Raw genomic sequence first — 22,525 nt, 5'->3', positions numbered from 1 at the left:
CGCGCAATGGCCGAACAGACGGCAGAATCCGGCGCATCCTTGAAGTACGAACTGATCCGGCCGGCCGGTCGGGACCCTGGAAAGGAACGAAGATGACGATCTCCGAGTTCTCCATCGGCACCGAGACCACCGCCGACGACGACCGCGCGCGACGGGGCACGACGGATGCCGCGCTGAACGCCTGGGTCGCGGAGATCGCCGCCCTCACCAAGCCCGACGAGATCGTGTGGTGCGACGGCTCGAAGCACGAGGCCGACCTCCTGACGAAGCAGCTCGTGGCCGAGGGCAAGCTCACGAAGCTGAACCCGGAGTGGCGCCCCAACAGCTACCTCGCGCGCACCGACCCGTCGGACGTCGCCCGGGTGGAGGACCGCACGTTCATCTGCTCGACCTACGAGGAGGACGCGGGTCCCACGAACAACTGGCGCGACCCGCGCGAGATGCGCGCGGAGCTCACCGAGGTCTTCGACGGCTCGATGAAGGGCCGCACGCTGTACGTCGTGCCGTTCTCGATGGGCCCGCTCGGCGGCCCCATCTCGCAGCTCGGCGTCGAGATCACCGACTCGCCCTACGTCGTGCTCTCGATGGGCATCATGACCCGCATGGGCGAGCAGGTGTACCGCCTCATCGAGGCCGGCGAGCCCTGGGTGCGCACCGTGCACTCGGTGGGGTACCCGCTCGTCGACGGCGTCGGCCACCGGCGCGCCGAGGTCGACTGGCCGTGCAGCGACACGAAGTACATCGTGCAGTTCCCCGACTCGCGCGAGATCTGGTCGTACGGCTCGGGCTACGGCGGCAACGCCCTGCTCGCGAAGAAGTGCTTCGCGCTGCGCATCGCGAGCGTCATGGCCCGCGACGAGGGCTGGCTCGCCGAGCACATGCTGCTCATCAAGATCACGTCGCCGCAGGGCAAGGTCTACCACGTGGCCGCCGCGTTCCCGTCGGCCTGCGGCAAGACGAACCTCGCCATGCTGCAGCCCACGATCCCCGGCTGGTCGGTCGAGACCATCGGCGACGACATCGCCTGGATGCGCCCCGGCGACGACGGCCGCCTCTACGCGATCAACCCCGAGGCGGGCTTCTTCGGCGTCGCGCCCGGCACGGGCGAGTCCACGAACCCGACCGCGGTGCAGACCCTGTGGGGCAACACGATCTTCACGAACGTGGCGCTCCGCCCCGACGGCGATGTGTGGTGGGAGGGCCTCACCGACACCCCGCCTTCGCACCTCACCGACTGGGAGGGCAACCCGTGGACGCCCGAGTCCGGGCGCCCCGCCGCGCACCCGAACTCCCGCTTCACCGTCGCGGCCGCGCAGTGCCCGCAGATCTCCGACGACTGGGACGCGCACGACGGCGTGCCGATCGACGCGATCCTGTTCGGCGGACGCCGCGCCACCAACGTGCCGCTCGTCGCCGAGGCCCGCAGCTGGAAGCACGGCGTCTTCATGGGCGCGACCATCTCGTCGGAGCAGACCGCGGCCGCCGAGGGCACCGTCGGCGAGCTGCGCCGCGACCCGTTCGCGATGCTCCCGTTCTGCGGCTACAACATGGCGGACTACTGGGGTCACTGGGTCAAGATGGGTCGCATCCTCGGCACGAACGCGCCGAAGATCTTCCAGGTGAACTGGTTCCGCAAGGGCCACGACGGGAAGTTCCTCTGGCCCGGATTCGGCGAGAACTCGCGCGTGCTCGAGTGGATCGTCGGCCGCATCGAGGAGGACGCCGACGCCGTCGAGACGCCGATCGGCCTGCTCCCGGCGCCCGGCTCGCTCGACCTCGACGGCCTCGAGATCACGGATGCCGCGCTCGAGCACCTCTTCGACGTCGACCGCGACTCGTGGCTCGCCGAGTGCGACCTCACCGAGGAGTACTTCGCCCAGTTCGGCGACCGCGTGCCCGCGGCGCTGAAGGCGGAGCTCGCCAGCCTGCGCTACCACCTGTCGCACGAGGCGGCGTAGCACTCGACTCGAGGGCCGGAGCGCGCACGGGAAGGCGCGCCCGGCCCTCGTGCATGCCCGGCGCCGTTCGCGGCGCGCGGCGGAATCGCACGTCCCCACCGGCTCCACGCGGCTAGCGTGTGCCGCAGAGGGGAGCGCGATGGAGTTCGGCGAGGTCATCTCCAGGGCCGGCGAGGTCGTCGACGTCATCGGCGTGATCGCGATCGTCGTCGGCGTGGCGTACGCCCTCATCGACGCGGCGCTGCGCGGCCTGCGTCGCGTCGGTCCCGTCTACACCCGGTTCCGTCGCGTGCTCGGGCGGGCGATCCTGCTCGGCCTCGAGCTGCTGGTGGCCGCCGACATCATCAAGACCGTGGCCGTCACGCCGACCCTCGAGTCGGTCGCGGTGCTCGCCATCATCGTCCTCATCCGGACGTTCCTCAGCTGGTCGCTCGAACTCGAGATCTCGGGCCGCTGGCCGTGGCAGAAGCGCCGCCAGGACCTCGACGAATCGGCGAGGGCGGAGGCCGAGGGCATCTGACCGCCGCCCGTCCCGGCTCGCGTTGCCGAGCCGTGTCGCGGGGAGTAGCTTTCGGCCATGGAATGGTGGTGGACCGTCCTGATCCTGGCGGGTGGGCTCATCGTCTTCGGCGTGGTGCTCGCACGCCGGATCCGGCGCGACCGGTCCGCCGGCACCGAGGGCCCCGATGCGTTCGACGACCCCGGCACGCGTGCGGCCGAGCGTGGGCGTGACGATCCCGAGATCAGGAAGTGGGGCGCCGGAGGCGGCGGCTAGCACCGAGCCGACCGGATGTCGCGGTCTTCACACGCCGAGCGGCCACGCCGCGACGACGCGGCGATGGTGGCCGCCCTGCGGCGGCCGCATGTCGATGAGCGCCACCGTGGCGAGCTCGACCCGGTCGCCCGGCCGGATGCGCCCGTGCTGCTTGCGGGTCACGTGCGGCCGGAAGTCCAGGCGCGGCTGCACGTCGACGCCCGCACGCTGCAGCGCCGCGAGCGTGCGGGTCCGCAGCGCGGCGAGCTCGCCGCCGTCGACGACGAGCGTGACCGGCACGTCGCGACGACGCCCGAACATTGCGTCGTCGCCGGCGCCCGCGTGGATCGTCCGAGCGACGTGTCCGATGCCGGCGACCTCCCCGAGCACGGCGGCGACCTCCTCGGCGCCGAGCGACGTCGGGAACGGCTCCACCAGCGTCACGTGCAGCGGCCACTGCGCCACCGTGAACTCGTCGCCCGCGGCGAGCGGGACGAGCGGCAGCACGACGACGAAGCGCGCCATCCGGCGAGTCTAGCCGGGGCGCGCTGCGTCGAACGGTGCAGGCGTCACGCCACGCGGTGCGGCTCGTCGAGTCGTCCGAGCAGGCGCAGCATCGCGGCGGGCGCGTAGCGGAACTCGATGGTCCCGGTCGCACCGGGACCGGCGGGACCGATCCAGGTGCTCGAACCCTCGTGCACGCGCACCCAGCCGTCCTGGAACAGCAGGTCGGTGCCGATCACGAACGCCATCGCGGGGGTGTCGCCCTGTCGCACCGCGATCGATCCCTCGAACACCTGCGAGGCCGACGCGTCCTGGTCCTCGCGGGCCTGGACCCCGACGAGCGGGCGGGCGATCGGCGTGCCGAAGCCCGGGGCCTGGAACGGGCTCGCCTTCGCGGCATCCGCGACGATGCCGAAGTTGACGCTCGTCGACGCGAGGCTGAGGGCGGCCTGGCCGTCGAGCACGAGCCGGCTCGACACGCTGAAGCGGTAGTAGAGGCGGCCGGACTCGCGGGCCGGCGGCAGCACGGCGACGCTCGCCCAGTTGCGCGACCAGCCGAGGGGCGCGCCCTCGCGGCTGGGCGGGTCGTAGACGCTCGCCGTGATGCGCACGGCGCCGTCGGCCTGCGTCGCGGCGGCGTGCAGCGAGCTGCGTCCGCGGTCGGACTCGGGCATCTCGTCGCGCACGGGCGTGAACGCCGGCAGTCGCTGCGGCTCCCAGTGGCGCAGCCAGCCCTGGATGCCGGCCTGGACGCGGTCGAACGAGTCGCCGAAGCCGGTGCGCGACGACGAGGCGTCGGTGGCGTTGGGCAGGTCGTCGATGAGCTCGACGGGCAGCTCCTCGAAGCGGGAGAGGTCGCGGGCGCCGGTGACGGTCGCGATGGTCATGATGGTCCTCCGTGGGGCATGGGCTCGGGGCATCCGGAACCGGATGCGGATTCCCACGCTACGGAGGGCGTCGCGCCGGGCCATCCCGGCTAGCCCCCAAACCGCCCCGGGGTGAACCCTGAGGCTGGTGCGCCGGGCAGGGACGCCGCACGAACGAACTCAGACCAGCAGCTGATGCGCCGCGAGGTCGCGGTACAGCGGCACGGATGCCACGAGCTCCGCGTGCGTCCCCTCGCCGATCACGCGGCCCTCCTCGAGCACGACGATGCGGTCGGAGTCGATCACGGTCGAGAGGCGGTGCGCGATGACGACGAGCGTTCGTCCGGCCGCGACCTCGTCGATGGCCTCGCGCATGAGCCGCTCGTTGAGGCCGTCGAGCGACGAGGTCGACTCGTCGAGCAGCAGGATGGGCGGCGCGGAGAGCAGCGCGCGGGCGATGGCGAGGCGCTGGCGCTCGCCTCCCGAGAGCATGATGCCGTCCTCGCCCACGGCCGCGTCGAGACCGGCGGGGTCGCGGTCGAGGACGCCGCCGAGGTTCACGGCACGCAGCACGTGCTCGCACTCCTCGTCGGTCGCGTCGGGGCTCCCGAGCTTGAGGTTGTCGCGCAGGGTGCCGGCGAGCACTGGCGCGTCCTGCTCGACGTAGCCGATCTGGCTGCGGAGCTCGGCGCGATCGAGGGCGCGGAGGTCGAGCCCGCCCATGCGCACCTCGCCGATGCTCGGGTCGTAGAACCGCTCGATGAGCGCGAGGATCGTCGACTTGCCCGCGCCCGACGGGCCCACGAGGGCGATGCGCTGCCCGCGCGGCACCCGGAAGCTCACGCCGCGCAGCACGTGCTGCCGATCCGTCACGTCGGGCTCGGGGAGGTGCTCGTCGGGGGAGTCGTTGCCGGGGTCGGCGGGGTCCTGCCTCGTCGCGGCGTAGGCGAAGTGCACGTCGTCGAACTCGATCGCCGCGGCATCCGGTCGCAGGCCGTCGTTCGCGGCGCCGACCATGACCGAGCGGGGCGCGAGCTCGCGGTCGTAGGCGTCCTCGTCGGGCAGGTCGAGGATCTCCTGGATGCGACCGAGCGCGCCGAGCGCCTGGTTCACCGACGTGATGGCGCCGAAGGCCTGGCCGAGCGGCAGGATCATCATGAACAGGAAGAGGATGAACGACACGAGGTTCGCGACGGTGATGGCGCCGCTCGCGACGCGGTAGCCGCCGACGCCGAGCACGACGAGGAACGAGACCTGCATCGCGATGCCCGCGATCGGCACGATGAGCGCCGAGATCTTCGCCACCTGCACGCCCATGCGCCATGCGCCCTCGGCCTCCTCGTCGACGGCGCCGATCTCGCGGTCGGTGGCCCCCGCCGCGCGGATGGTGCGCACCGAGCTGATGGCCCGCTCGACCGCCGCCGCGACGTCGCCGACCTTCTCCTGCGCCCGGTGCGACGCCTCGCGCACACGCCGGGAGAGCAGCGTCACCGTGGTGATCGCGATCGCGATGACGAGCACCGTGAGGCCGAGCAGCACGGGGTCGAGGATGAGCATGGCGATGAGCGCGCCCACGAACGTGACGGCGCCGCCGACCGCTTCGACGAGGCCCTGCGTGAGCACGGCGCGCAGCATCGTGGTGTCGCTGCCGACGCGCGAGACGAGGTCGCCCGTGCGACGCGTGTCGAACTCGGAGACGGGCAGGCGCAGGAGCTTCGCGACGAGTCGCTTGCGGCTCGACAGCACCACGCCCTCGCCCGTGCGCTGCAGCAGGTAGTGCTGGTAGCCCGAGATGATCGCGCTCACGACGACGAGCGCGACGAGGCCCCACACGAGCCAGCCGAGCGGCTCGCCCGCCTCGACGACGTTGATGACGCGGCCCACGAGCAGCGGCTGCGCGAGGCTCGTGAGGGCGCCGACGATCGAGAGCACGGCGACCCAGATGAGCACGGGCCGGTGCTCGAAGATGAACGGCAGCAGCTGCGTGAAGGTGGCGCGCGGCCCCTCCTGCGGCGATCGCCGCGCGAACGGGCTGCGCCGGGTCTCGGTGCGGGTGTCGGTGTCGCTCATGTCCTCTTCCTGATCCGCGTCGTGGTCCGCGCGGTGGGCGGATGCCGCACCCGCCCGGTGGTCGCGTCGTCGCCGCATGCAGCATACGTGTCCCGGCTGGGTGCGGAGCCCGGCCGTGCGCCGGGCTCAGCCGCGCCCGTACTTCTTGTGGACCGCCTGCTTCGACACGTCGAGCGCCAGCGCGATGAGTTGCCAACTCGACCCGGCTGCGCGGGCGCGGCGAACGGCCACGGCCTCGGCGCGATCGAGCTCGCGGTTCAGCTCGATGCGCGCGTGGTGCAGCTCGCGCAGCGCCCGGTAGGGGTCGTCGCCGTCGGCCGCGGCGATGGCGGTGCGGAGGGTGCGGTCGTCCATGGCGTCAACCGTAGTTGACGCAGTGCCGGCGTGTCAATCCAGGTTGACGCTTGGCGGTTCGTTTCGCGCACCTGACGCATGACCCCTCGGAGGCTCCTGAAAACAAGGACGCCGTGCTCGGCGAGCCGGTCACACGTCCTTGGATTCAGGAGTCTGCGGTCATGAGGTGTGCGCGCCGGGGTTCGCGAGCACGGATGCCGCGCTCGCATGCCCGGCGAGGCAGGCCGTCGCGGCATCCGCCCCGCACAGCACCGCGGCGAGGTAGCCCGCCGCGAACGCGTCGCCCGCGCCCGTGAGGTCGCGGATGTCGGCGACGGGCGCCACGTTCACGCGCTCGGCGGGCTCGCCGCCCACGATGACGTCGGTGGGCAGTGGCCCGTGCTTCACGACGACGGTGTCGGCGACGGATGCCGCGATCGCGCCGCCGCCCGCGAGGCCGAGCAGCGCCGCCTCGTCCGCGTTCGCGAACACCAGGTCGGGCGCGATCGCGCGGAACAGGTCGAGCGCGACGTCGGTGCCGAGCCCGGCGATGAGCCCGGTCGAGCTGGCGTCCGCCGACACGCGGATGCCGCGCTCCCGCGCGACGGCGGCGAGGCGCACGAGCTCGTGCCGCATCGGCTCGCGCTCGAGCCCGTAGGCGGGCAGGTGCAGCCACGCGACGCCGTCGAGCCAGGTCTCGTCGACGTCGACGAGCAGGGCCGAGGCGCCGCGGTCGGGGAACATCGTGCGCTCGCCGTCCGCGTCGATGAGGAGCACGACCGTGCCCGTGCGGCCCTCGCGCTGGACGCGCACGTCGACCCCGGCGGCGGCGAGGTCGTTCGCGAGCGCGTCGCCCGCGGCATCCGCCCCGACCCGGCCGATGAAGCGGGTCGGCACGAGCGGTGCGGCCAGGGCGGTGACGTTCGCGGCGCTGCCGCCGCGGGCGCGGAACACGCGCGCCGCCGTGTCGGTCGCGATGCGCAGCGGCTCGTCGGCCCAGACCACGACGTCCTCGACGAGGTCGCCGACGACGGCGAGGATGCCGACCGGCTCAGCCGGCGACGGCACGCGCGATCTCCGCCCCGAGCTCGACGTTGCCGCGATACACCTCGAGGTTGACCTCGAGGCTGCGGCCGCCGGTCGCGCGCTGCACGTGGTCGAGCAGGAACGGCGTCGTGTCGTGGCCCGAGATGCCGGCGTCGGATGCCGCGTCGAGCGCCTCGGCCAGCACGCGGTCGTGGAACTCGGGGTCGAGCTGCTTCGCCGGGTCGACCGGATTGGCCACGAGCACGGCCGACGCGAGGCCGAGCTCGTCGCGCGCACGCGCCAGCGCCGCGGCATCCGCCGGGCTCTCGATGCGGTAGTCGAGCGCGAAGCCCGAGTCGGCGACGTAGAAGCCGGGATAGCGGTCGGTGCGGTAGCCGACGACGGGCACGTTGAGCGTCTCGAGGCGCTCGAGTGTCGCGCCGATGTCGAGGATCGACTTCACGCCGGCGCTCACGAGCGTGATGGGCGTGGACGCGAGCGTGCCGAGGTCGGCCGACTCGTCGAACGTCTCGCTCGCGCCGCGATGCACGCCGCCGAGCCCGCCCGTCGACATGACGCGGATGCCGGCGCGGTGCGCGAGCCACGCCGTCGCGGCGACCGTGGTGCCGCCGTCGAGCCCCTTCGCGCGGGCGATGGGCAGGTCGCGCACGCTCACCTTCACGACGCCGTCGGCCGTGCAGAGCCGTTCGATCCCTGCCGCGGAGAGGCCGACGACGGGCACGCCGTCGACGACGCCGATGGTGGCCGGCACGACGCCCGCGTCGCGCACGAGCCGCTCGGACGCGAGGCCGACCTCGAGGTTGCGCGGACGCGGCAGCCCGTGGGTGAGGATGGTGGACTCGAGGGCGAGCACGGGGCGGCCCTCGTCGACCGCCGTGCGCACCTCATCGGACACCCGGATCGCGGGCGGGGGAGTCTGCATGAGGTCATGCTACGACGGGCGTGGGGCGCAGCTCCTCGTCGCCTCCGGCGGCCGTCGTGTCGGTCGCGGTCGTGCCCGGCGACGCCGTGCTGATCGACTCCCTGCCCGTCGACGCCCTGCGACGGCGCACTGCGCCGCGGACGGCGATCCATGCGCGCACGCACACGAGCACCACGACCTCGGTGGCGACGACCGCGGCCGTGCTGAGGAGGAGGTTGTCGCGTTGTGCGATCCACACCCAGACGGTCGGCGCGATCACGAGCTCGATCACGAGCCGGTGCGTGACGTAGGTCGCCAGCGAGTTGCGGCCGAACGTGCTGAGCAGGCCGCCGAGCGCGCGGTCGAGGGTCGGCCCCACCGCCCGGAAGATCAGGAACAGCGCCGCGAACCACAGCGTCCCGATCACGAGCCGGGCAGGGCCGAGCGAGGCCTTCTCCTGCAGTGGCCCGAACCACGCCCACTCGGCGAGGAACCGCCCCTCGATGGTGCGAAGTGCCTCGATCACCGCGCTCGGCGGCGCGTCGGTCGCCGCCACGAGCAGGTGGTGGTTCCAGAAGATGAGGAACTCCGCTGCGAGCGCCGTGACCAGGAAGACGACGACGAGCGCGATGCCGACGACACGGCGGGTTCGGCGGGGAACGCGGTGGGTGAGGGCGCTGAGCTCGGGCCAGCGGCATCCGATGGCGATGCCGACGACGAAGACGAACGACCAGCTCAGCCGCATGAGCCAGGCGTCGTCGAGTTCGGGCAGGAACTGGGCGGCGATCCACGTGCCCGCCGTGATCGTGATGGGGATCCACTCGCGCCGATACCGGGCGGCCCAGAGCACGAGTGGGGAGAGGAAGACCAGGACGGCGTACATCGCGAGGAAGTCCGGCGCGACGCTGCCGGCCTGGCACAGGAGGAGGGCGTCGACGAAGGTGCCGATCCCGACGGGCTCGCCGTTCCGGGCCGCGAACATCAGCCGGATCAGCACGAGCGCCACGGCGCCGAGGTAGACGAGGCCCGCGCGGCGCAGCAGCTTGACCGCCACGGGACGCACGCCCATCCGATGCACCCGCGGCAGGAACACGTAGCCCGTGATGATGCCGGAGATCGCGCAGAACCCCTCGGCCGCCGACGCGGGGAGTGCGCCGCGGCCCGTCACCACCTCGACGAGGTTCGGCATCAGGTACAGGTGCGTGACCACGATGAGCGCGAGGAAGTAGCCGCGGAGGTGATCGAACGCGGGGATGCGCGGGCGCGACGTGCCCGCCGTCGACGCCGCGACGCGCGCTGCGGCGTCAGCGGCGGGAGGAATGGCCGGCCTCCACGTTCTTCAGGAAGCCCGCCTTCCACCACGCCCGGGCGAGCTCGCGCTCCAGCGCCATCCCGTGCCAGCGGTAGTACCGGCGCCCACGGCGCGGCATGGCCAGCGGCGAGGAGGTCACACCCAGCGAGTTGTCGTGCATCAGGCCGCCGAGCAGGCGCGCCTGCTGGGCGGTCGGGTGCAGCACGAGCTCGCCGAGGAAGGCGAGGGCGACGTCGAGGGAGAGCTGCGTCACGCCCGGCGGCATGGTCGCCGCGGCCTCCGAGAAGTCGCGCACGAAGCGGAGGGCGGCGGACTGCGCCACCCGGATCACCTCGGCGTCCTCCTCGCGCATCCGCTCGTCGGTGAAGACGGGTGCGAACCCGTCGCCGTCGCGGACGACCGTCGCGACGGACGCGTCGTCGTGGTTGCCGAAGAGCAGCTCGATGACCTCGATGCCCGGGAGGATGCACTCGCGGTGCCACTCGGCCGCGGCAGGGATGCGGCCGTCGACGAAGCCGTGCTGCCACGGCGCGCCCAGCGTCTTCTCGGTCGGGTGGATGCCGAAGTAGAAGCCCTCGAGGTCGGGATTGACCAGGCGCCGCAGCGACGACTGGATGCTGCCCTGCCAGCCGACGTCGACGACGGCGGTGGTGGGCAGGTGCAGGTCGACCGACCGCAGGTAGGCGATGACCGGCTCCCGCTCGCGCGCGGCCACCTCGAGGATGTCGGGCTGCAGGTTCCGGAACACCTGCCGGATGCGCGCGCCCTCTTCGGGCCCGACGACCGACGACGAGCGCAGCCCGACCGACCGCGCGGCGGCCTCGATGTGCTCGGGGCTCAGGTCGCGCAGGAAGCGGGTCACGTACTCCGAGACGCGCAGCGGCGCGCCGGTCGCGACGAGGAAGTCGAGCTCGCTCGGGGTCATCGGCGAGTGGATCCCCGCGAGGTTGATCATGCGGCGCGACGCGTACACGTAGTCGCTCGGGATCGCCTCGTCGCCGAACAGCTCCTGGTACGCGCGCTGCAGCAGGCGTCCCTCGCGTGCGAGGAAGGCCAGGCGCTCGACGCCGCGGTCGCGTGCGCTCGCGTGGAGCCACTGCGAGAAGCCGACGAGCAGCGGGCCGAGCACCGCGTAGCCGATGTCCGACGCGGGATCGTGCGCCGTGCGGTCGACGGCGCGCGCCGTGAGCCCGCCGATGAGGCTCCAGCCGAACTCGAGGTGCGTGTGCCGGTCGTTGGCGCCGATCCGCGCCAGCGCGTCGCAGGGGAGTGCCGAGTCGGGCGCGACCGAGGCCGCTCCGGCTGGGAGGTGCACCGCCTCGAGGCCGGCACGGCGCGGCATCTCGACGTCGCTGAGGGCGTTGTCGCCGATGTGCACGATGCGGGCGTCGGGGAACTCGGCTCGCAGCATCCGGAACGCGGTGCCGTCGTGCTTGGCGACCTTGTCGTGGCCGCTCACGATGAGGCGCTCCCACCCCGAGTAGCCCGCCCGTTCGAGGGCGGCGGCGATCGCCGACGGCGGCAGGTACATGTCGCTGACGATGAAGATCCGGGCTCCGGACTCGACGGCGAGGTCGTACAGCCGGCGTCCGCGACGCGTCGCCGAGAGCACCGTGAGCTCGGTGGCGACCTCGGCGGCCTGCACGGCGGTCCGCATCGCGTCGGTCATGCGCAGCGTGCGCGCGAGCCGGTCGTAGATGTCGTCGAGCGTGATGTCGGGACCGATGCCGGGCGCCGTGTAGCACGCGGCCTCGGCTGCGATCCTGGCGTCGGTCCACCCCGCGTCGAGCCAGTAGCGGCCGTCGGCGTTCACGCGATGGCGGGTGAGCGTGAAGACGTCGGTCGGACGCAGGAACGTGCGGTCGAGGAGCGTGTCGAAGACGTCGAAGCAGACGATCTCGGCATCCGCGATCGCCTCGCGACGCAGCTCGGCGTGCATCATCGCCGGACCCCCGCTCGCATCGGAAGGCGTCGAGCCAGTCGCGCCGGGAGTCGCCGGAGGTAGCGCCGGACCCGCAGCTCGATGCCCTCGGTCGGCTCAGCGGCCCGCGCCCGGAGCGTGCTGGCGAGGTCGTCGATCCGCTCGCTGATGGCCGAGCGGTCGACGTTGGCGGCGGCGGCCTGCGAGGTGAGCACGGCCGAGTACATCAGGCGGCGGCCGCCGTCGAGGCGCATGGCCTTGGCGGCGAGCTCGTTGCGCGCTCGTGCGTCGGAGCCCGCGACCGCCTCGTCGTCGTCGAGGTGGAACGTGACGAGCGCGGTGCTGCCGTCGAGGATGCCGATCGGTCCGACGTGCAGCAGGCGGAGCCCGAAGTCCCAGTCCATCGCGAAGCGCAGGTCGCCGTCGAGGAGGCCGGCGGCCACGGCGGCGGACCGGCGGAAGACCATGGCCCCGAACGGCGTGCGGTTGGCGACGAGCTGGTCGGAGACGTCGATGACGTCGTGGCGGCCGGGCGTGGAGCGAGGCAGGGGGTGGTGCTCGATCTCGACCCGGTGCCCGTTCACCACCCGTTCGACCGTGCGGGCCGCCGGGGCGACGACGGCCGCCTCCTCGGGGTGCGCGTCGAGGTGGTCGACGGCGGCGGCCAGGAAGTCGGGATGCCACGAGGCCGTGCCGTCCTGGATGGCGACGAACTCCGTCGCCACCTCGACCACGAGCTCGTTGAACCGCGCGACCGAGCTCCGCACGTCCACCTCGGTCACCGCACTGGACTGCAGGCCGGTGTGCTCCGGCGTGGTGACGCGGTCGGGCGCGAGGCGCTGCTGCGCCACGCTCGCCGAAGCGCGAGCGGTGGCGAGGGGATCGTCGGCCGTGGCCACGAACACGTGCACGAGGCCGGCCGGCGCGGGCGTCTGCTCGGCGGCCGTCTCGATCGCCGGATCGATCGCAGCGGGCTCCGCGGACGTCCGGGCGAGCTCGTCAGTGAGGTGCTCGAGGGTGCGGTACATGCCCCGCAGCTGCTCGGACAGCGCCAGCCAGCGCAACGACTGCGCCTCGGTCAGCCGCTTCGGAGCCGGATCCACGATGGCCGGGTGCGACAGGAGGCCGTCGATGCTCCGCCGCAGCGAGAACCGCTCGGCGTGCTGCGCGCGCCGCTCGCGGGCGAACTCGCCGGCCGCAGCGAAGCCGTCGACGATCTCGGCCGCGATCGCGTCGCCGTCGATCCGGCGCCCCGTCGCGCGTCCGCTGTAGTTCGTCGCGGCCTGCGCGGCGTCGTTGTCGGGAGCGAGCCAGCCCTCGCCGCCGAAGTGGTCGTACACGTAGACCGGGACGCCGAGGGACAGCGCGTACTGGACGGTCTTGCCGATCGTGACCACGCCGTCGTAGGCGGCGAGCAGCTCGGGCGTGATCTCGCGGACCTCGGTGGCCTCGCCGATGACGTCGACCTCCACGTCGAGACCGCGCAGCACGGCGGCGGCGTCCAGCACCTCCTGCGGCGGATGGTTCGACACGACGGCGATACGGGCGGGGCGGGCGAGGTCGGGGGCGGGCGGGGCATCCGCTCGGGCCGACGGCTCGGTGAACCGACGAGGCACCGGATTGGCGATGATGAGGCTCGGCTCGGTCAGCCCGTACGGACGCTGGAGCTCCCGCGTGCTCTCGGACACGTACGTCTCGAGGTCGCTCAGGTCGTTCTCGATGTCGGCCACGAGCGGCAACTCGATCTCGGCGAGCGCCGACATGTGGTGCCACACGATCGGCGTGCGCGTCTCGCGCTCGGCGAGCCGGCGGATGATCGACGGCGGCAGCAGCGAGTGCTGCACCCAGATGAGGTCGTAGTCGAGGCCGAAGTCGTCGTACGGGTCGTCGGCGACGCGCAACGTCCCGCCGCCCAGTCCGCCGAGCGCGGCGAAGCGCTCGGCCATGGGCGAGAGGAACAGGTTGGTGTAGACGTCGACGTGCCAGCCGCGGAGCAGGAACTCCTCGGCCAGCTCGAGGGTCACGAGTTCGGAGCCTCTGATTCGGCGCAGGTGATTGGCGGTGATGAGGATGCGGGGCACGCGCAGGCTCCGGGCGGGGGTTCGGGTCTGCGGCTCGCCGCAGGTGGTGCGTAGGGGGGTCCTTCCAGACTAAGCGCCGAAGTGGAAAGCATCTTCCGATTCGGATGACGGTCGGGTTACATTCACACGCATGGATACCCCAGTTCGGGGGGCATCGAGCAGTGGCGCCGGGTGCGCGCCCGCTTTCGGTGCCCGGGGCTACAGTGGTGCACTGTGCCAGCACCTGTCATCGTCGCCCGGAACCTCGTGAAGCGCTACGGGGACTTCGCCGCCGTCGACGGCATCTCGTTCGAGGTCGCGCCCGGCGAGTCGTTCGGCCTGCTCGGCCCGAACGGCGCCGGCAAGTCCACGACGATGCGCATGGTCGGCGCGGTCTCGACGCGCACCTCGGGCGAGCTCGAGGTCGTCGGCCTCGACCCCGACGTGCACGGTCCCGAGATCCGGTCGCAGCTCGGCGTCGTGCCGCAGTCCGACAACCTCGACACCGAGCTGCGCGTGCGGGAGAACCTGCTCGTCTACGGCCGCTACTTCGGCCTGCCGTCGCGGCTCGTCGCCACGCGTGCCGACGAGTTGCTCGCGTTCGCCCAGCTCGCCGACAAGGGCAAGGCGAAGGTCGACTCGCTCTCGGGCGGCATGAAGCGGCGGCTGACCATCGCGCGCGCCCTCATCAACGACCCGCGCGTGCTGCTGCTCGACGAGCCCACGACGGGCCTCGACCCGCAGGCGAGGCACATCCTGTGGGACCGCCTCTTCCGCCTCAAGGAGCAGGGCACCACGCTCCTGCTCACCACCCACTACATGGACGAGGCCGAGCAGCTCTGCGACCGGCTCGTGGTCGTCGACAAGGGCGCGATCATGGCCGAGGGCACGCCCGCCGAGCTCATCCGCCGCTACTCCTCGCGCGAGGTGCTCGAGGTGCGGTTCGGCAGCGACCGCAACAGCGAGGTGGCCCCGCGGCTCGAGGGCATCGGCGATCGCATGGAGGTGCTGCCCGACCGCATCCTCGTGTACAGCGACGACGGCGAGTCCGAGCTCGTGCGCATCACCGAGGCGGGCCTGCACCCCCTCACGAGCCTCGTGCGCCGCTCCAGCCTCGAGGACGTCTTCCTGCGCCTCACCGGACGGAGCCTCATCGAATGAGCGGCGACGTCTCCACCGACGTCCGCGGCGACACCGCGCGGGCGATCGCCGCGGGCCGCCGGCCGCGCCGCTGGGGCGCCTGGTACGTCGCGCTGCACCGCTTCCGCGTGATGCGGAGCTACACGGGCACGGTCGTGGTCGCGGGCATCGGCAACCCGCTCATCTACCTCTACGCGCTCGGCGTCGGCCTCGCGACGATCGTCGACACCGACCTCGACGGCGTGAGCTACCTCGTGTTCGTCGCGCCCGCGCTGCTCGCGAGCGCCGCCATCACGGTCGCCAGCGAGGAGTTCACGTATCCGATCATGCTCGGGTACAAGTGGAATCCGACGTTCACGGGCATGAGCGCGTCGCCGCTGCGGCCGACCCAGATCGTCGACGGCGTCGTCATCTCGGTCGCCGTGCGCATGACGGTGAACCTCGTGCTGTTCTTCGCGCTGATCCTCGTGTTCGGCGCCGCGCCGTCGCCCATCGCGTTCCTCTCGATCGTCGCAGGCCTGCTCGGCGGACTCGCGTTCGGCGCCGTGCTCATGGGCTACACCTCCACGCTCGAGGAGGACACCGGGCAGCTCGCCATGGTCATGCGCTTCATCGTGCTGCCGATGACGCTGTTCTCGGGCACGTTCTTCCCGCTGTCGACGTTCCCGATCTGGCTGCAGTGGATCGGCTGGATCTCGCCGCTCTGGCACAGCACCGAGCTCGCGCGGGTCTTCTCCTACGGGTACTCCGAGCCCATCTGGCTCACCGTCGTGCACGTCGCCTACCTCGCCGCGCTCATCGTGATCGGCTGGGCGTGGTCGCGTCGCATCGCCCTGCGGAGGCTGAACCGATGACCGACCTCACGCAGCGCGACCCGGTGCGGCCCGGCGCACGCTCCCGCCCGGTGCGCTCGCTCTACGCCGGCAACGCGCGAGCGGTGATGCTGCGCGGCTGGCGGGCGACCCGAAGCACGAACTGGCTCGTCATCGTGAGCGGATTCTTCGAGCCGATCTTCTACCTGCTCGCCATGGGCATCGGGCTCGGCACGCTCGTCGGCACCGTCACGACCGAGAGCGGGCAGCAGGTGCCGTACGCCGCGTTCATCGCGCCCGCGCTGCTCGCCACCGCCGCCATGAACGGCGCGATCTACGACTCGACGTGGAACGTGTTCTTCAAGATGCAGTTCGCGAAGCTCTACGAGGGGATGCTCTCCACGTCGCTCGGCCCGCTCGACGTGGCGCTCGGCGAGATCCTCCTCGCCCTGCTGCGCGGCGCCCTGTACGCCGTGGGCTTCCAGCTCGTGATGCAGGTGCTCGGGCTCAACCTCTCGTGGTGGGCGCTGCTCGCGGTGCCGGCCGTGCTGCTCATCGCGTTCGGCTTCGCCAGCCTCGGCATGGCCATCACGAGCTACATGAAGACGTTCCAGCAGATGGACTGGATCAACTTCGTCATGCTGCCGATGTTCCTCTTCTCGGCGACGTTCTACCCGATCACCGTCTACCCCGAGTGGCTGCAGACGGTCATCCAGGCGCTGCCGCTCTGGCACGGGGTCGAGCTGGTGCGCGGCCTCACCACGGGCGACGTCGGGTGGGGCATGCTCTGGCACGTGCTCTACTACCTCGTCATGATCGCGATCGGGCTCGTGTTCACGACCCGCCGGCTGCGCGCCCTCTTCCTCGACTGAGGCGGGGAGCCTCAGTCCACGAGGTCGTCGGGCGGCAACGCCCAGGCGTCGTCGAGCAGGATCCGCTCGGGCGGCGTCGCGTGCCAGACGCCGTCGGGGTCGTCGGCGGCGGCCACGGCGAACAGCGACGGCAGTGCGGCCTCCCAGTGCGCACGCGACTCCCACATGGCGAGCCCGACGATCCGGCCGCCGCCGTCCTCGCGCCACGGGCCGATCTGGATGAGCCCCGGCGTACCCAGCGCGGCGAGGCGCACGCGGTTCATCGAGTCGAGCACCTCCTGCTCGAAGCCCGGGTTCGGGTGGTGGATCGACAGGTGGATGAACATGGGCCAACGCTAGCCCGCGCGGCGCCGCGAGCGGCAGTGTTTCCGCGTGTGACGGCCGGCCGCGACAGCCGCCGAAGCCGCGCGTATCGTGGCCGGAACGAACAACCGAGGAGCACTCATGTCGCACCGCGAGCCGCACGCCGCCACCGAGCCCCGCACGGGCGAGGTCATGGGCATGCGCGGCTGCGAGTCGGCGGCGGAGTGCCGGAGCCACCGGCCCGGGCACGGCCTGCACGTCATGCAGGACCGACTCGCGACGACCACGGCGAGCAAGTGGATCGACGCGATCGTGGTCGACGTCGACGACGAGGGCTTCGCGACGCTCGCCGACTTCGGCGGCGAGGAGGTGCGCCGCGTGTGGCACCACGACGCGTTCGGCGGCACGCTGGTCCTCGGCGAGCCCGTCGCGCTGCACGGCGTCTACGGCGTGCTCGCGCGGGGCGACGAGCGCCACAGCGTCGCGTTCGCCTGAGCCCGCCGCTCGCATGATGCGCCGGTCGCCGGCATGACGCAGGGCGCGTCGCGAACCTGACGCGCCCCGGAACTGCGTCGGGCCTCACGCCATCGGCATCGCCTCGCTCATGGCGCCCATCATCTTCTCCATCGCCATGACGGCCTGGTCGCAGGCCATCGCGCACATGCGGCAGTGCTCGCTCATCTCGGCGTGCATCATGCACTCCGCGGAGCAGGCGCGGCACATCACGATCGTCGTCTGCATCATCGACATCATGACCTTCATGTCCATGCCGTTCATGCGGAGCATCATGCGCATCATGGTGTCGCAGACGTCCGCGCAGTTCGCGCAGAGTCCGGCGCACCGGCCCATGCCCTCGCCCGCATCCGCGTCGGCGCACATGATGCACGCCTGGGTACACGCGGAGAGTGCTTCGAGCGCCTCCTGCATCATCATCGGGTCCATGTCCTTCATGGGCATGTCCGACGACGACATGGCGCCCTTCATCATGTCCATCGTCGTGTTCATCATCCGGGGCTCGCAGTTCCGGGTCGCCGAGCGCCGGCGGTGCCGGCTGGACGTCCACGGCGGCCCTGTTCGGTCACATGCTACGCCGGGCTCCGGGCGCCGAGAAGGGGCCGGTCGCAGGGTTCACGAGCACGAAACAGGGCGGATGCCGCAGCCTCGAGCGCTGCGGCATCCGCCCGTCGTCCACCGTGTCGCTACAGGGACGCGGCCTCCGCCTGCGCCTCGGCGAGGCGGCTCTCGGCGTCGCCCGCCGCCTCGAAGTCGACGTCCTTCGTCTCCTTCGAGACGAGCAGTGCGATGAGCGTGAGCACGGCCATGACCGAGAGGTAGACGCCCACCCAGAACGGGCTGCCGCCGCCCGCCTGCCAGAGCGCGACCGCGATGAACGGCGCCACCGCGGCCCCGAGGATCGACGACACGTTGTACGAGATGCCCGAGCCCGTGTAGCGCACGTTCGTCGGGAACAGCTCGGGCAGCAGCGCGCCCATGGGGCCGAACGTGAGGCCCATGAGCGAGAAGCCCACGACGAGCCAGAGCATGACGCCCCAGAAGCCGGCGCCGAGCAGCGGCACCCAGACGAGGCCGAACACGATGATGCCGAGCGTGACCCAGATGAGCGTGCGACGACGGCCCCAGCGGTCGGCCCACGGGCCCGAGACCAGCGTGAAGATGCCGAAGAACACCACGCCGCCGATGAGCATGAGCACGAACGTGTTGTACGAGTAGCCGAGGCCCGGCAGCGCGCCCTCGGCCGGCTCGACCGGCGCACGGCCGTACGCCAGCGAGAACGTCGTCATCAGGTAGAAGAGCACGTACGTCGCCAGCATGAAGAACGTGCCGAGGATGAGCTGCTTCCAGTAGCTGCGGAACACGCTCGCGAGCGGGAGCCGCTTGAGGCGGCCGGTCTTCGACGCCTTCGCGAACGCCGTGGACTCCACGAGGCGGAGCCGCACCCACAGGCCGACGGCCACCATGACGATGGAGAACAGGAACGGGATGCGCCAGCCCCAGTCGAGGAAGGCCTGCGACGGCATCGACGGGTCCTCGGACGGCAGCATCGCGGCGATGACGAGGAACAGCCCGTTCGCGATGATGAAGCCGATCGGCGCACCGAGCTGCGGGAACGTGCCGTACCACGCCCGCTTGCCCTCGGGTGCGTTCTCGGTCGCGACGAGTGCGGCGCCCGACCACTCGCCGCCGAGCGCGAAGCCCTGCGCGATGCGCAGGATCACGAGCAGGAGCGGAGCGAACCAGCCGACGACCGCGTAGGTCGGCAGCACGCCGATCAGGAACGTCGCGATGCCCATCGTGAGCAGCGCGCCGACGAGCGTCGCCTTGCGGCCGTGCTTGTCGCCGAGGTGGCCGAAGACGATCGCGCCGAGCGGCCGGGCGACCATGGCCGCGCCGAAGATCGCGAACGACGAGAGCAGGGCGGTCGTGGGATCGCCGGCCGGGAAGAAGAGGTGGGGGAAGACGAGCACTGCCGCCGTCGCGTAGACGTAGAAGTCGTAGAACTCGATCGTCGTGCCGATGAGGCTGGCGAGGATGACGCGACTGCGGGGGTTGGCTGGGGTGGTGGCTGCGGCCGTGGCGGCCGACGGGCTGGGTGAGGACATCGCCTGCGAGACTCCGTGGAACGTGGTGGATCGACTCCGCGACGGGCACGTCGGTCAGGCGTATGCGGGCCGCGAGGGGCTGGGAATCGTCGCTTGTGGCAACCGTTCGACACTACGCCCGGCGCATCCGGAGATCGAACCGGATGCGACGAGCGGCGTGGTCGGTGCGGTGAACGGCGGGTCAGCGCCAGGCGACGGCGATGACGATGTTGGCGAACGTCAGCACGCCGACCGTCCACAGCGACCAGCTCGGCGCCGGGTCCTTCTTGCGGTAGACGAAGACGAGCACCGTGATGACGATCGCGATCACGAGCTTCACCGCGATCTTCACGTTGTCCACCTCGAACAGGTCGCCGAGCTGGATGGTGGCGACGAGCAGCAGGCCGGTCACGATCTGCGTGAGCGCGCCGCGCCACATGATCGGGAGCACGGTGCCCTTGCCCTGCGCGATCGCCTTCTGTTGCACCAGGAATCCGCCGAACAGCATGGCGAGGCCGACGAAGTGGAGGATGAGCAGGATGATGCGCAGGACGTCCATGCTCAGAGCCTAGGACTCGCGCATCGGTCGGCACGACTCGAAACGGCCCGCTCGGGCCGGAATCCATCGAAGGTCGGAGCCGGGGTCAGGCCCAGACGGCGCGCAGCACGCGCGCGGTCGCGATGGCCGCCTCGGCCGCCTCGCGGCCCTTGTCCTCCTTCGAGCCGGGGAGCCCGGCGCGGTCGAGGCCCTGCTGCTCGTCGTCGAGCGTCAGCACGCCGAACCCGACCGGCTTGCCCGTGTCGATCGCGACGCGCGTCAGCCCGTCGGTCGCGGCAGACGAGACGTACTCGAAGTGCGGCGTGCCGCCGCGGATGATGACGCCGAGCGCCACGACCGCGTCGGCGCCCGCCTCGAGCGCGGCCTTGGCCACCACGGGCAGCTCGAAGCTGCCGGGCACGCGCACCAGCTCGTACGCTGCGCCGGATGCCTCGAGGGTGCGGGTCGCGCCGGCGATCAGGCCGTCGGTGATCTCGTCGTGCCAGCTGCCGGCGACGACCACGACCCGGAGGCCGGTGCCGTCGACGTCGAGGGTGGGCGAGCCGTGACCGCTCATGATGCGTGTCCTTCCAGGAGGGCTTCAGCCGCGGCATCCGTCAGCTGCTGGTCGTCGATCGCGTGGCCCATGCGGCGACGCTTGGTGTCGAGGTAACCGGTGTTGCCGGCGCCGACGCCGACGACGAGGGGGAGGCGCTCGGCCACGCGGATGCCGTGGGCCTCGAGCTGGCGCACCTTCTCGGGGTTGTTCGTGAGCAGGCGCACGGTGTCGACGCCGAGGTCGGCGAGGATCGCCGTGGCGGCGCCGTAGTCGCGCGCGTCGATGGGGAGTCCGAGCGCGAGGTTCGCGTCGAGCGTGTCGAGGCCGTCCTCCTGCAGGCGGTAGGCGCGCAGCTTGTTGATGAGCCCGATGCCGCGGCCCTCGTGCCCGCGCAGGTAGATCACGACGCCGCCGCGCTCCTGGACCTCGCTGAGCGCGGTGTCGAGCTGCGGCCCGCACTCGCACTTCAGCGACCCGAAGGCCTCGCCCGTCAGGCACTCGGAGTGCACGCGCACGACGGCGCCGGCGGGGTCGTTCGCGGGGTCGCCCGCGATGATCGCCACGTGGTCGGCCCCGGTCGAGCGGTCGCGGTAGGCGCGCACGGTGAACACCCCGTGGTCGGTCGGCAGCGAGGTCTCCACCTCGAACTCGACGCGCGACGTCTCGGGCACCTCGGCGGGCGCGCCGGTGAGGGCCTGGCCCGTGTGCCACTCGTCCATCCACTCGACGAGCGCCTCGACGGTCGTGACGGGCAGGCCGTCGCGGGCGCCGAGCTCGATGAGCCCGGGGAGCCGCATCATCTCGCCGTCGTCGGCGACGACCTCGCCGATGACGCCGACGGGGGAGAGGCCCGCGAGCAGCATGAGGTCGACGGCCGCCTCGGTGTGCCCCGCACGCTCGCGCACGCCGCCGTCGACGGCGCGCAGCGGCAGGATGTGGCCGGGACGGATGAGGCGGTCGGGCGTCGACGCCGGGTCGGCGAGCACGCGCAGCGTGTGGGCGCGGTCGGCGGCGCTGATGCCCGTCGACGTGCGGTCGGCCGCGTCGACCGAGATCGTGTAGGCCGTGCCGCGCACGTCCTGGTTGCGCTCGGTCATGAGCGGGAGGTCGAGCCTGTCGGCGATCGCGTTCGTCATGGGCGCGCAGAGGAAGCCGCTCGTGTGGCGCACCATCCACGCGATCCATTCCTGGGTCGCGAACTCGGCCGCCATGATCGCGTCGCCCTCGTTCTCACGGGCCTCGTCGTCGGCGACGATGACGGGCTTGCCGGCGCGCAGCGCCTCGAGCACCTCGGGGATCGTGGCCAGGCTCATGCGAGACCTCCCGCCCCCGCTGCGGCGGGTTGGGCGAGCGAGGACGGCAGCGAGCGGTGCACGTCGAAGCGCAGCATCCGCTCGACGTGGCGCGCGAGGATGTCGGTCTCGATGTTGACGAGGTCGCCCACCTGCCGCGCGCCGAGCGTGGTGGCGGCGAGCGTCTCGGGGATGAGCGACACCTCGAACCACGAGCCCGACGGCTCGTCGCCGAGCGCGCTCACGGTGAGCGAGACGCCGTCGACGGCGATCGAGCCCTTGTCGACCACGAGCGGCGCGTGCGCCTCGTCGAGCGAGAACCGGATGACGCGCCACGCCTCGCCCGGGCGCACCTCGAGCACGCGGGCGGTGCCGTCGATGTGGCCCTGCACGATGTGGCCGCCGAGCCGGTCGCCCACCTGCGCCGCCCGCTCCAGGTTCACCTCGAGGCCCTCGCGCACGCCGTCGAGCGTCGACATGGCCAGGGTCTGCGCCATGACGTCGGCCGTGAACGACGCGTCGTCGAAGTCGACGACGGTGAGGCACACGCCCGAGACGGCGATCGAGTCGCCCTGCTTCACGCCCTGCACGGCGAGGGGTCCGCGCACGGTGAGGCGTGCCGCGTCGGCGCTGCGCTCGACGCGCGTGACGGTGCCGAGCTCCTCGATGATTCCGGTGAACAT

The 22,525-nt window shown here is 71.8% G+C and carries 23 protein-coding genes; 7 read left to right on the top strand and 16 right to left on the bottom strand.

The window, feature by feature from the left end; all coding sequences use genetic code 11:
- Positions 1-92 precede the first annotated feature (92 nt).
- The 3 genes from FYC51_RS02220 (at position 93) to FYC51_RS02210 (ending at position 2,733) form a co-directional block, all read left to right on the top strand.
- The gene (locus FYC51_RS02220) at positions 93-1,958 is read left to right on the top strand and encodes a phosphoenolpyruvate carboxykinase (GTP) (protein WP_148732056.1); all 1,866 of its coding nucleotides are present in this window, start codon (positions 93-95) and stop codon (positions 1,956-1,958) included.
- Positions 1,959-2,097: 139 nt separating this feature from the next.
- The gene (locus FYC51_RS02215; RefSeq protein ID WP_148732055.1) at positions 2,098-2,478 is read left to right on the top strand and encodes a DUF1622 domain-containing protein; all 381 of its coding nucleotides are present in this window, start codon (positions 2,098-2,100) and stop codon (positions 2,476-2,478) included.
- Between the two features lie 57 nt (positions 2,479-2,535).
- On the top strand, positions 2,536-2,733 hold the full coding sequence (locus FYC51_RS02210) for a hypothetical protein (protein ID WP_148732054.1): 198 nt from the start codon (positions 2,536-2,538) through the stop codon (positions 2,731-2,733).
- Positions 2,734-2,760: 27 nt separating this feature from the next.
- Here the strand turns inward: FYC51_RS02210 and FYC51_RS02205 are convergent, their stop codons facing one another.
- The 9 genes from FYC51_RS02205 to FYC51_RS02165 all read right to left on the bottom strand — a co-directional run bounded on the left by FYC51_RS02205 (position 2,761) and on the right by FYC51_RS02165 (position 13,690).
- Positions 2,761-3,237, bottom strand: a complete 477-nt coding sequence (locus FYC51_RS02205) for a 2'-5' RNA ligase family protein (protein ID WP_148732053.1) — start codon at positions 3,235-3,237, stop codon at positions 2,761-2,763.
- 44 nt (positions 3,238-3,281) lie between these two features.
- Entirely contained in the window at positions 3,282-4,103 is an 822-nt protein-coding gene (locus FYC51_RS02200) for a hypothetical protein (protein WP_148732052.1), read from the bottom strand.
- Positions 4,104-4,262: 159 nt separating this feature from the next.
- A complete protein-coding gene (locus FYC51_RS02195) occupies positions 4,263-6,152 on the bottom strand; it encodes an ABC transporter ATP-binding protein (protein WP_148732051.1) in 1,890 nt (629 codons plus the stop codon).
- 126 nt (positions 6,153-6,278) lie between these two features.
- Entirely contained in the window at positions 6,279-6,506 is a 228-nt protein-coding gene (locus FYC51_RS02190; RefSeq protein ID WP_148732050.1) for a hypothetical protein, read from the bottom strand.
- 159 nt (positions 6,507-6,665) lie between these two features.
- Entirely contained in the window at positions 6,666-7,553 is an 888-nt protein-coding gene (locus tag FYC51_RS02185) for a carbohydrate kinase family protein (protein WP_238476170.1), read from the bottom strand.
- Positions 7,537-8,454 (bottom strand): pseudouridine-5'-phosphate glycosidase, encoded by a 918-nt coding sequence (locus FYC51_RS02180; protein WP_148732049.1) that lies wholly within the window; start codon positions 8,452-8,454, stop codon positions 7,537-7,539. Before FYC51_RS02180 ends, FYC51_RS02185 begins: the two co-directional genes overlap by 17 nt.
- Positions 8,455-8,458: 4 nt before the next feature.
- Complete coding sequence (gene opgC / locus FYC51_RS02175; protein ID WP_274379489.1) at positions 8,459-9,688, bottom strand: OpgC domain-containing protein; 1,230 nt, start codon at positions 9,686-9,688, stop codon at positions 8,459-8,461.
- Between the two features lie 49 nt (positions 9,689-9,737).
- Complete coding sequence (locus tag FYC51_RS02170) at positions 9,738-11,687, bottom strand: HAD-IA family hydrolase (RefSeq protein WP_148732047.1); 1,950 nt, start codon at positions 11,685-11,687, stop codon at positions 9,738-9,740.
- On the bottom strand, positions 11,684-13,690 hold the full coding sequence (locus FYC51_RS02165; RefSeq protein ID WP_148732046.1) for a glycosyltransferase family protein: 2,007 nt from the start codon (positions 13,688-13,690) through the stop codon (positions 11,684-11,686). The genes FYC51_RS02170 and FYC51_RS02165 overlap by 4 nt, the downstream gene beginning before the upstream one ends.
- Before the next feature lie 270 nt (positions 13,691-13,960).
- Between FYC51_RS02165 and FYC51_RS02160 the strand changes: the two genes are divergently transcribed.
- The 3 genes from FYC51_RS02160 to FYC51_RS02150 are packed head-to-tail and all read left to right on the top strand — an operon-like array spanning position 13,961 to position 16,550.
- Positions 13,961-14,887: an ABC transporter ATP-binding protein gene (locus FYC51_RS02160; protein WP_148732045.1), complete on the top strand. Its 927-nt coding sequence runs from the start codon at positions 13,961-13,963 to the stop codon at positions 14,885-14,887.
- A complete protein-coding gene (locus FYC51_RS02155; protein ID WP_148732044.1) occupies positions 14,884-15,720 on the top strand; it encodes an ABC transporter permease in 837 nt (278 codons plus the stop codon). Before FYC51_RS02160 ends, FYC51_RS02155 begins: the two co-directional genes overlap by 4 nt.
- On the top strand, positions 15,717-16,550 hold the full coding sequence (locus FYC51_RS02150; RefSeq protein WP_148732043.1) for an ABC transporter permease: 834 nt from the start codon (positions 15,717-15,719) through the stop codon (positions 16,548-16,550). Before FYC51_RS02155 ends, FYC51_RS02150 begins: the two co-directional genes overlap by 4 nt.
- Before the next feature lie 11 nt (positions 16,551-16,561).
- On the opposite strand, the gene FYC51_RS02145 is transcribed toward FYC51_RS02150, so the two are convergent.
- Positions 16,562-16,876 carry an antibiotic biosynthesis monooxygenase gene (locus FYC51_RS02145; protein WP_148732042.1) on the bottom strand — a complete coding sequence of 105 codons (315 nt, stop codon included), beginning with the start codon at positions 16,874-16,876 and terminating at the stop codon, positions 16,562-16,564.
- A gap of 118 nt (positions 16,877-16,994) precedes the next feature.
- Between FYC51_RS02145 and FYC51_RS02140 the strand changes: the two genes are divergently transcribed.
- Positions 16,995-17,348 carry a hypothetical protein gene (locus FYC51_RS02140; protein WP_148732041.1) on the top strand — a complete coding sequence of 118 codons (354 nt, stop codon included), beginning with the start codon at positions 16,995-16,997 and terminating at the stop codon, positions 17,346-17,348.
- An 84-nt stretch (positions 17,349-17,432) separates the two neighbouring features.
- Here FYC51_RS02140 and FYC51_RS02135 read toward each other — a convergent pair whose 3' ends face one another.
- The 6 genes from FYC51_RS02135 to FYC51_RS02110 form a co-directional block, all read right to left on the bottom strand.
- Positions 17,433-17,780, bottom strand: a complete 348-nt coding sequence (locus FYC51_RS02135; RefSeq protein WP_187432450.1) for a four-helix bundle copper-binding protein — start codon at positions 17,778-17,780, stop codon at positions 17,433-17,435.
- Between the two features lie 272 nt (positions 17,781-18,052).
- The gene (locus tag FYC51_RS02130; RefSeq protein ID WP_148732040.1) at positions 18,053-19,474 is read right to left on the bottom strand and encodes an MFS transporter; all 1,422 of its coding nucleotides are present in this window, start codon (positions 19,472-19,474) and stop codon (positions 18,053-18,055) included.
- A gap of 181 nt (positions 19,475-19,655) precedes the next feature.
- Entirely contained in the window at positions 19,656-20,012 is a 357-nt protein-coding gene (locus FYC51_RS02125) for a hypothetical protein (protein ID WP_148732039.1), read from the bottom strand.
- 85 nt (positions 20,013-20,097) lie between these two features.
- Positions 20,098-20,568 (bottom strand): 6,7-dimethyl-8-ribityllumazine synthase, encoded by a 471-nt coding sequence (ribH, locus tag FYC51_RS02120; protein WP_148732038.1) that lies wholly within the window; start codon positions 20,566-20,568, stop codon positions 20,098-20,100.
- Complete coding sequence (gene ribA, locus FYC51_RS02115; RefSeq protein ID WP_148732037.1) at positions 20,565-21,863, bottom strand: GTP cyclohydrolase II; 1,299 nt, start codon at positions 21,861-21,863, stop codon at positions 20,565-20,567. Before ribA ends, ribH begins: the two co-directional genes overlap by 4 nt.
- Positions 21,860-22,525 (bottom strand): riboflavin synthase, encoded by a 666-nt coding sequence (locus FYC51_RS02110; protein ID WP_148732036.1) that lies wholly within the window; start codon positions 22,523-22,525, stop codon positions 21,860-21,862. Before FYC51_RS02110 ends, ribA begins: the two co-directional genes overlap by 4 nt.

The sequence above is a fragment of the Agromyces mariniharenae genome (assembly GCF_008122505.1).
Taxonomy (GTDB): Bacteria; Actinomycetota; Actinomycetes; order Actinomycetales; family Microbacteriaceae; genus Agromyces; species Agromyces mariniharenae.
This window is presented reverse-complemented; position numbering and strand designations above follow the sequence as displayed.